This is a genomic window from Salinarimonas rosea DSM 21201, from assembly GCF_000429045.1.
In the GTDB taxonomy this organism is placed as follows: domain Bacteria; phylum Pseudomonadota; class Alphaproteobacteria; order Rhizobiales; family Beijerinckiaceae; genus Salinarimonas; species Salinarimonas rosea.
On sequence record NZ_AUBC01000052.1, the window covers coordinates 1 to 2780 of the forward strand.

The 2780-nt window shown below is 72.3% G+C and carries 4 protein-coding genes; all 4 read left to right on the plus strand.

The genetic code is table 11. From position 1 onward, the window contains the following. The first annotated feature begins 94 nt into the window (after positions 1–94). A complete protein-coding gene (locus tag G407_RS29210; protein ID WP_342418142.1) occupies positions 95–898 on the plus strand; it encodes a PucC family protein in 804 nt (267 codons plus the stop codon). A gap of 110 nt (positions 899–1008) precedes the next feature. After that, a complete protein-coding gene (locus G407_RS0121230) occupies positions 1009–2181 on the plus strand; it encodes a geranylgeranyl diphosphate reductase (protein ID WP_029032423.1) in 1173 nt (390 codons plus the stop codon). 13 nt (positions 2182–2194) lie between these two features. After that, positions 2195–2494, plus strand: a complete 300-nt coding sequence (locus G407_RS0121235) for a hypothetical protein (protein ID WP_029032424.1) — start codon at positions 2195–2197, stop codon at positions 2492–2494. A gap of 158 nt (positions 2495–2652) precedes the next feature. Continuing rightward, a partial coding sequence (locus tag G407_RS32765; RefSeq protein ID WP_280742906.1) for a 1-deoxy-D-xylulose-5-phosphate synthase N-terminal domain-containing protein occupies positions 2653–2780 on the plus strand: 128 nt, incomplete at its 3' end.

Sequence of the window (2780 nt, forward strand, 5' to 3'; positions counted from 1 at the left end):
GCGCGACGACGCGTGAACGTGCTCTGGGCCATCCTCAATCATCGCCAGCCCTTCGATCCGAGCTACAGAGCGGCTTGACATCGGCATTACTCAGCTGGCGGTCGCGGGCGTCGAGGGCACGCGGCGCGCGCGCGGCGTCGAGGGCGCACCGAGAGTGCCGTTCCGCCAGGCCCTGGCGGAGGTCTGGGCCGAGCCGACGGCGCGGCGCTTCACAATCTTCGTCTTCGTCTCGATGCTGGCCTACTCGGCCCAGGACCTCATCCTCGAGCCCTTCGCGGGCGCGGTCTTCGCGATGACGCCGGGCGAGTCGACCAAGCTCTCGGGCGTCCAGAACGCCGGCGTGCTCGCCGGCATGATCCTCACCGGGCTCCTCGGCGGCGGCTTCCGCGAGGGCGGGCGCTCGCGCCTGCACCTGTGGGCGATCGGCGGCTGCCTGATCTCGGCCATGGCCCTCGTCGGGCTCGCCTTCGCCGGCGGCGTGGGGCCGGCCTGGCCGCTCCACGCCAACGTCGCCGTGCTCGGCTTCGGCAACGGCGTCTTCGCGGTGGCCGCCATCGGCTCGATGATGCGCCTCGCCCGCGACGGCGCGGCGAGCCGCGAGGGCACCCGCGTCGGCCTGTGGGGCGCGGCGCAGGGCGTCGCCTTCGGGCTCGGCGGGCTCGTCGGCACGATCGCTGTCGATCTCGGCCGCATCGTCGCCGACAGCGCGGCGAGCGCCTATGCCGGCGTCTTCCTCGGCGAGGCCGCCCTCTTCCTCGTCTCGGCGCTCCTCGCCGCACGCGTCATGTCGGGCCGCGCCGAGCTGCGCGCCCGAGCGCATCGCGTGCCCGTCCGCATCGCCACCCCCGCCGTCGCACCCCGCGGCGAGCCGCTCATCGAGGGGAGACCCACGCCGTGACGTTCGACACCGAGACCGACGTCGCCCTCGCGGAGGCCGAGGCGCACGCGCCGCCGCCCGCGGAGGAGACCCTCACCCGCACCGCGGTCGATCCGTCCCACACCTGGGACGTGGTCGTCGTGGGCGGCGGCCCCGCCGGCGCCACCGCGGCGACGGACCTCGCCCGCGCCGGGCGCGACGTGCTCCTCCTCGACAGGGCCGGCCGGATCAAGCCCTGCGGCGGCGCGATCCCGCCGCGGCTCGTGCGCGACTTCGCCATCCCCGAGGGAATCCTCTGCGCCAAGATCTCCGGCGCACGCATGATCGCGCCCTCGGACAAGCGCGTCGACATGCCGATCGACGACGGCTACGTGGCGATGGTCGACCGGGAGGTCTTCGACGAGTGGCTGCGCGCCCGTGCGACCGCCGTCGGCGCCACCCGCCGGGCGGCCACGTTCGAGACCATCAGCCGCGATCCCGACGGCACGGCGCGGGTGCATTTCCGCACCGCGCGGGAGGAAGGCGGGCAGAGCGTATCCGTGCGCGCCCGCGCCGTCATCGGCGCCGACGGCGCGAATTCCGCGGTGGCCCGGGAGGCCGTGCCCCAGCGCGGCCCGATCCCCTTCGTCTTCGCCTATCACGAGATCGTCGAGGCGCCCGAGGCGGGCGCGGCGGACTACGTCGCCGACCGCTGCGACGTGTTCTACCAGGGCAAGCTCTCGCCCGACTTCTACGCCTGGGTCTTTCCCCACGGGAAATCCGCCTCGATCGGCGTCGGCTCGATGCAGAAGGGCTTCGGCCTCAAGGAGGCCGTCGCCGAGCTGCGCGCCACGACGAAGCTCGACGGCGTGCGCACCATCCGCAAGGAGGGCGCGCCGATCCCGCTGCATCCCGCCAAGAAGTGGGACAACGGCCGCGACGTGCTGCTCGCCGGCGATGCCGCGGGCGTGGTCGCGCCGGCCTCGGGCGAAGGCATCTACTACGCCATGGTCGGCGGGCGCCTCGCCGCCGAGGCGGTGGAGACCTATCTCGAGACGGGCAGGTCCAAGGCGCTCGCCGGCGCCCGCAAGTCCTTCATGAAGGCGCACGGGCGCGTGTTCCTCATCCTGGGGATCATGCAGCGCTTCTGGTACGGCAGCGACAAGCGGCGCGAGCGCTTCGTCTCGATCTGCCGCGACGCGGACGTGCAGCGCCTGACCTGGCAGGCCTACATGAACAAGGAGCTGGTGCGGCGCGATCCGATGGCGCACGTGCGCATCTTCTTCAAGGACCTGGCACACCTGTTCGGGCTGGTGCGCCCGTGAGCGGCGCGTCTCCGTGATCGACCTCGTCGCGTCGGGCCGCGTCTTCGACCTGGTCATCGCGATCCTGGTTCTCGAAGGGATCGCACTCCTCGCGCTCTCGCGTCTCCCTCGGGCGCGAGCGCGGATCCTCCCCGCGGGCCGGGGCCCCGGATTCCGTGATCTCGCGGGGTTCGTGGCAGCGGGTCTAGGGCTTTCGATCGCCGCGCGCGCGGCGATCCGAGACGAATCCTGGACGATCGTCGCCGCCGGGCTGACGATCGCCTTCGTCGCGCATGTCTACGACCTGTATCGACGCTGGCGGACGGCGCGCTGATCCTGCGCTTTGTGCGGAATCCGCGCACGACACTAAGCGGGAACACGGACCTGACGCTTTTTGTGTTCCGACGACTTGTCGCACGTATGTGTCGAGCTATAGTGACGCTCGGAGCGACCATCCCCCGCGCTCCCTCTCCCGGTTCACAGGAGGCCGCCATGCGTCGCCGCCCCGACACCCCCCTCCTCGACACGATCCGCGATCCCGCCGACCTGCGCGGGCTGTCCGACGCCGATCTCCGCCGGGTGGCGGACGAGCTTCGGGCGGAGACGATCGACGCCGTGTC